The organism is Hydrogeniiclostridium mannosilyticum, assembly GCF_003268275.1.
Taxonomy (GTDB): Bacteria; Bacillota; Clostridia; order Oscillospirales; family Acutalibacteraceae; genus Hydrogeniiclostridium; species Hydrogeniiclostridium mannosilyticum.
Genome location: NZ_QLYR01000043.1, coordinates 1 through 492 on the forward strand (window position 1 = coordinate 1; position 492 = coordinate 492).

1 protein-coding gene is annotated in these 492 nt (G+C 54.5%); it reads left to right on the forward strand.

The features are described from left to right. A partial coding sequence (locus DPQ25_RS14385; protein WP_146740582.1) for a type I restriction-modification system subunit M N-terminal domain-containing protein occupies positions 1–492 on the forward strand: 492 nt, incomplete at both ends.

The window sequence follows — 492 nt, forward strand, 5'->3', positions numbered from 1 at the left end:
GGGGAAATATGGACGCTTCGGAGTACAAAAGCGTTGTCCTGGGGCTGATTTTCCTTAAATACATTTCTGACCGTTTCGATGAAAAATACCGGGCTCTTGTCGCGGAAGGCGACGGCTTTGAGGAGGATATTGACGAGTACGCCTCCGAGGGGATCTTTTTTGTTCCGGCAAGCGCCCGCTGGAGCGTTATTTCCGCCGCTGCCCATACGCCGGAGATCGGCACGGTTATCGACAGCGCCATGCGCAGCATCGAAAAGGAAAACAAACGGCTCAAGGATGTCCTTCCGAAAAACTTCGCACGGCCGGAGCTGGACAAGCGCCGCCTGGGCGAGGTGGTGGATTTGTTTACCAATATTCAAATGATTGAGCACGGCAGCGAGCGGGACATACTGGGCGGCACCTATCAATACTGCCTGCGAAAATTCGCCGAAAACGAGGGCAAGCTGGCCGGTGAATTTTTCACGCCCGAATGCGTGGTTAAAACGCTGGTGG